Below are 5,309 nucleotides of genomic sequence, written 5' to 3' on the forward strand. Positions count from 1 at the left end.
ATCGATTGCATTCAGCCTATTGTACGGATGGCGTCCTCGACCAGATTCCAGAACTTGTCGAAGTCCAGCTTGGTGGCCACCTGAGTACGGCACTCGTCCTCGCTGGGCTCCGGGCCATTGAGATCGGCCACGGTCATGCCCGTCGTCAGCTCGCCACGAAGTTCCACGTCGATCGGACAACGCCGCGTGGCGACAATGCTCGAATCGATGAGGTATGCGACCGTGCAGGGATCATGCACCGGGGGATCGACGAAGCTCGCATCATCCCGATACGTCTTGCGGAAGAAATCCATCAGGCCGGAGACGAACCACGCCAGATCGGTGCCGATGCCTTCGATGCGGTGCTGCACCTCAGGCGTGCACAACGCCTGGTGGGTCAGATCGAGACCGACCATGGTAAGACGATGCCATGACGCATTGAACACGATGTGGGCGGCCTCCGGATCGGTGAAGATGTTGAATTCCGCCACTGGACCGCAATTGCCCACATGGTATCCTCCGCCCATCAGCACGACTTCCTTGACACGCTCCACGATGCGCGGTTCCATACGCACCGCCAGCGCGATGTTGGTCAGCGGACCGGTCGGCACCAGCGTGATGCTTCCCGGCTCGCTGTTCATAATGGTGTCGATGATCCAGTTGACCGCATGGCCTTCGTCAAGCGGTCTGCTCGGAACAGGCAATATGACGCCGTCCAATCCGGTTTCGCCATGGATGTTCGCGGCATCCTTCAACGGACGGATCAGCGGCCTGCCACATCCGGCGTGCACCGGAATCTGCGTGGCATGCGCCTTTTCCAGCACGGCGCGCGCATTGTAGGTGACCTTGTCGAGGCTTTGATTGCCGCCGACGGTGGTGACGCCAACCACATCGATGTTCGGATTGCCGACCGCCAGCAACAACGCGACCGCATCATCATGCCCGGGATCGCAATCCAGAATGATTTTTCTTACCATATCGGTTCCCCTTCGTAATCGCCGATTGCCATACCCGACCCTGCCGGCTTCGACCGCGACGGCACCGACCGTGAAAACGATTGGCGTCGCGTAGAAGCGTCCGCGTCACTTCGACGGCAAATCCATGAAATCGGTGTTCTTCAGATAGTTCTTGCCGGTGGTGATATCGTATTGGATCAGCTTGTAGTCGGCCAGCAACTGCTTGGTCTCGGCGTCGAAGTTCTTCTCCGACATCGCCTTGCCCTTCGCGTTCAGATAGATGTTCTGGCCTTCCGGAATACGGTCCCACCCCTGGATGTTGTTGACGACCGGCGGTTCCATCGCGGAGATCTTCTTGTGCATTTCGGTGAGGAACGCCAGATACGGCGACACCTTGGCGTCCATGTGCTCGGCCGCTTGCGCCACGAAGAAGTTCGGTGACGAATAGTCGGAGTTGTCGACCTTGTTGCCCTGCGAACCGGAGGCCTTGTTCGACCAGATGAAGTAGTCCGTCAAGTGCAGGGCGAGCGAGTTGCCGTCGTCCTTCGACGCGGAGGAATAGATGCCGGGCAGGTGGTCGCCGTAGAACACCACGGTGATGGGCTTGTCAAGCTTGTCGAGTTCGTCGAGGAAGTCGGCGGTGGCCTCGTCCGTCAGGGAAGCGCCCTTCTGGTAGGTCTCGATGGATTCCTGCTCGTCCTCGCCCAACGGTTCGCCGGTGGTGGATTCCGCCTTGAAATCGTTGTTCTTGTACCATTCGTGGTACGGCATGTGGTTCTGCATGGTGATGACCTGCAGGAACTGGTTGGACTTGGTCTTGCGCACCTGTTCCAGCGTGCTCTTGTACGTCGCCTTGTCGGACACGTACGGCGATTCGTCGATTTTGTCCTGATGCGAGATGACGTCGGGGCCGGTCAACGTGTAGAAGTGCGAGAAGCCGAACTTCTTGTAATTGGTGGCACGGGAGTACATGGACGATTCGTACGGATGCAATCCGATGGAGTTCTTGGAGGAGCCCCACATCTGGTTGATGGTCGGCGTCCAATGCTCGCTCGGCACCAGCTGCTGGTACGGGCTGGTCAGCGAGGAATCGAAGTTCGCCATGGAAAGACCCGTCAATCCCATGTATTCCAGATTGGCGGTGCCGCCGCCGTATCCGGACGACAGCATCAGGCCGGACGTTGTGCTCTGCTTGATCTTGCGGATTTTCGGCATGGAGTCCTTGTTGACCTTCAGACCGGGAACGCGCGACGGGTCGGAGAAGGATTCGGACAGCACGTAGATCACCGTGCTGTCGGTCATGTTGGAGGAACGCTTGGCGTTGATCTTCTCCGCGGCCTTCTTGTACCGGGCCGCCACCTGCTTCATCGTGGATTCGCTGTAGTCGGAAGGCTTCTCCATGATGCTCGGATTGAGCTGCCTGGTGAACGCCACCAGCACGCCATTGCGTTGCGCGTCATACACGGAATCCCACATCGACGGCGTATCACCCAACGCGGATGAGAAGCTTTTCGCCCAGGAACCAACGGTGCTCACCTGCATCGAATACAACGTGAGGAACAGTCCCGGCACCAGAATCAGCAGCAGACGAGCCACGGCGTTGACCGAACGCGTCTGCCGGTCGGAGCCGCGGAAAAGCCTGCCGTGCCGTCCATCCAAACGGTTCAGGAACACGAACAGCACGACGAAGGCCGCGAACACGGCGACGGCCAGCAGAATGGTCCATTGCGCGCCGGACGGCATGAAGCTCATCAGATTGCCCGCGTCGGATTTCAGAAAGCTCAGGTCGCTCGGCAGAATCGCCTCGTATCGAATCGACACCTTGAAATGCTCGATGACCGCGACGATGAACGTCACCGCCAGAAACACCGGCGTCGCAACCCAGAAACGGTTGCACAGCATCAGCAGCATCAAATACAGCACGCCCCACAGCAGCAGGTTCAGCAGCGCGACGAAATTGAGGCTGGTCCACATCTTGCTGACGAAACCCCAACCGGTGAGCCACATGTTGTTCGACAGTTTGACGCGGGTGGTCGACTGGCTGACGCCGATCTGCAGGGCGGCCACGCCGATGGCGTCGAAGACCACGAACAGCACGCCGTACAGCCATCCGGGGAACGGCCCGCGTTCCTGCTTGTCCTTGCCCGCGGTCGGATCCACCGTTTCGATGTCCAGTTCCTCAATCGTCTCGTTCTTCACGGATTCGTTCGTCAAGCGCTTTCTCCACTCGTAACGCATCAGATTCCCTCGCCGACTTCCGCAGCGAAATACCAACGTCCTATTGTTGCGGCTGAATCTGACAAAACCCTGTGATGTTCTGTTTCGTCCACAGGTTCTTCCCGAAATCGCATCCGTCGAAGGTGTACTATACGGCGGTATGGCTTCCTCACGCCGCACATCTTCGGCGAATTATCTGTTTCTCGTCATCGGCACGCCGTTGACCGCCTTCCTCATCGCCGCATCGCAGGCGTTCGAGACGCACGGACTGCGCGTTCCGCTGGTGCGCATCGGCACCAGCGTCGCAGGACTGATGCTGCAGGCCGTCCCCTTCATGCTGCTCGGCGCAATGATGTCGGCGGCGGTCGCGACGCTCGTCACGGAGCCGTTCCTGGAGCGGCATCTGCCGCGCGCCACCATCGGCGGTTTCGCCGTGGCGCTGATAGCGGGATTGTGCATGCCCGTCTGCGATTGCATGGCGGTGCCGACGTTCGCGAATCTGCTGCGCAAAAGGCTGCCGGTTCCCTGCGCCGTCACGTTCCTCGTCGCGGTGCCGATCATGAATCCGATGGCGATATGGTCGACGTGGTACGCGTTTCCGAACGACCCGTGGATGGTGCTTCGCCGTGCGGGTCTCGGCGCGTTGATGGCGCTGCTCGTGGGCGTCACATTCGTCATCCGCCCCGCCCGCCAGAACCCGGCGCGTATCCGGCCCGTTTCCGGCGGGCATGCGGATAAGGATGTGCATGGCTGCGATGATTCATCCAGCTGTGCCGGCATGCACGGGCATGGTACGACGCAACGGGGATTCCGTCTGCGCCATTTTCTTCGTCACACCCACGATGATTTTCTCCGCATGATGCCGGTGCTGTTGTTCGGATCGGCGATCGCGTCGGTCATTCGCATCATGTTCGGCGACGCGCTCGATGCCGGCATCGCCGCAAGCCATCCGCTGATCGCCATCGCGGGAGCCATGGCGCTTGCGTTCCTCTGTTCGGTATGCTCCTCGTCCGACGCGGTGATCGCCTCGGGAATGTCGGGGATGCTGCCGGTCTCGGCGTTGCTGGCCTTTCTGACGTTCGGCCCGGTGCTTGACGTGAAGAACGCGATGATGCTGGGCATGGAATGCAAAGCCGGCTTCGCGCTTCGGCTCGCAGCCACCGTCACGGTCATCTGCGCGTCGCTCGCGTTCCTCGTCCATGTGATGTTCGGAATATGAGGCCCATCATGGCATTGTTCTCATCGATCGCATCCGCATTCACAGGGCGCCACGCCCATCCCGGCATCCGTCCGGCACGTCCCGCCACGGCCGATGTGGTGGAAGGCGGTTGTTTCGCGGCGTTGTCCGTGGCGATCGCACATGCCGTCGCAAGCGGCGCGTACACGTCGTTGGCCACGCCGCGGTCGAAACCATACCTCATCGCCACGGCGATTCTGCTGGGACTGATGGCGATCGCCGCGTGGCTCGGCGTCTTCCATACCGATGCGACCGACGCGGGGAAAAGCCCGCGGTGGCTGGTCGCGCTCATCATCCCCTCGCTGCTGGTCAGCGTGCCGTTCCATCAATCCTCGACGTCGGCCGGTTTCGACGCCTACGCCTCGGGACGGGCCATTCCCATCGCCAGAAACGTCTACTCCCCCAACGGCGTGAGGCATCTGCACGGCTTGGATGCGAAACACCGCACGATCACCATCGCCAACGATGAGTTCGGCGCGTGGTTCGAGCAGATCGATCACAATCCGCAACGATATGTCGGGTATCGGGTGCGCGTGACCGGTTTCGTGAGCCGTTCCAGAACCTATGGCCGTCATGAATTCCAAGTGGCGAGACAGTTTATGAGCTGCTGCATACTCGACATGACGCCGTTCGGATTCATGGCCTCGTCGGGAGGCAAGACGCCCGCGGAACACCAATGGGTCACGGTTGAGGCACGGCTGGAAAACGGCACCTACGGCACGTCAGGATACGAACGCCAAGGTCTGATGCTGCGCGTCGTCTCGCTGCACCAGACGAAGAACACACCGACCGGCTATTTCTATTGGCAGTGAGACGCCATCATCGCTCAACAGGCAATCAGCAGACGAAGAGCCCTCGGGAGCATCGAATACAAACCATGTCAACAACGTGAACGTAAATGGGTTTCGGGGCCATATCCG

General features: G+C 60.1%; 4 protein-coding genes. 2 read left to right on the top strand and 2 right to left on the bottom strand.

Annotated features, from left to right (window positions below):
- Window positions 1-11: 11 nt before the first annotated feature.
- Both B3C64_RS03315 and B3C64_RS03320 read right to left on the bottom strand, forming a co-directional pair.
- On the bottom strand, window positions 12-956 hold the full coding sequence (locus B3C64_RS03315) for a nucleoside hydrolase (RefSeq protein WP_291533704.1): 945 nt from the start codon (window positions 954-956) through the stop codon (window positions 12-14).
- A gap of 105 nt (window positions 957-1,061) precedes the next feature.
- Window positions 1,062-3,173, bottom strand: coding sequence for an LTA synthase family protein (locus B3C64_RS03320; protein ID WP_291533705.1), 2,112 nt, complete (start codon window positions 3,171-3,173; stop codon window positions 1,062-1,064).
- A 139-nt stretch (window positions 3,174-3,312) separates the two neighbouring features.
- On the opposite strand from B3C64_RS03320, the gene B3C64_RS03325 reads away from it, so the two are divergent.
- Window positions 3,313-4,371, top strand: coding sequence for a permease (locus B3C64_RS03325; RefSeq protein ID WP_291533707.1), 1,059 nt, complete (start codon window positions 3,313-3,315; stop codon window positions 4,369-4,371).
- Between the two features lie 8 nt (window positions 4,372-4,379).
- Entirely contained in the window at window positions 4,380-5,201 is an 822-nt protein-coding gene (locus tag B3C64_RS03330) for a TIGR03943 family putative permease subunit (protein WP_291533709.1), read from the top strand.
- Window positions 5,202-5,309 lie beyond the last annotated feature (108 nt).

This window comes from Bifidobacterium sp. UBA6881, assembly GCA_002451435.1.
GTDB lineage: Bacteria > Actinomycetota > Actinomycetes > Actinomycetales > Bifidobacteriaceae > Bifidobacterium.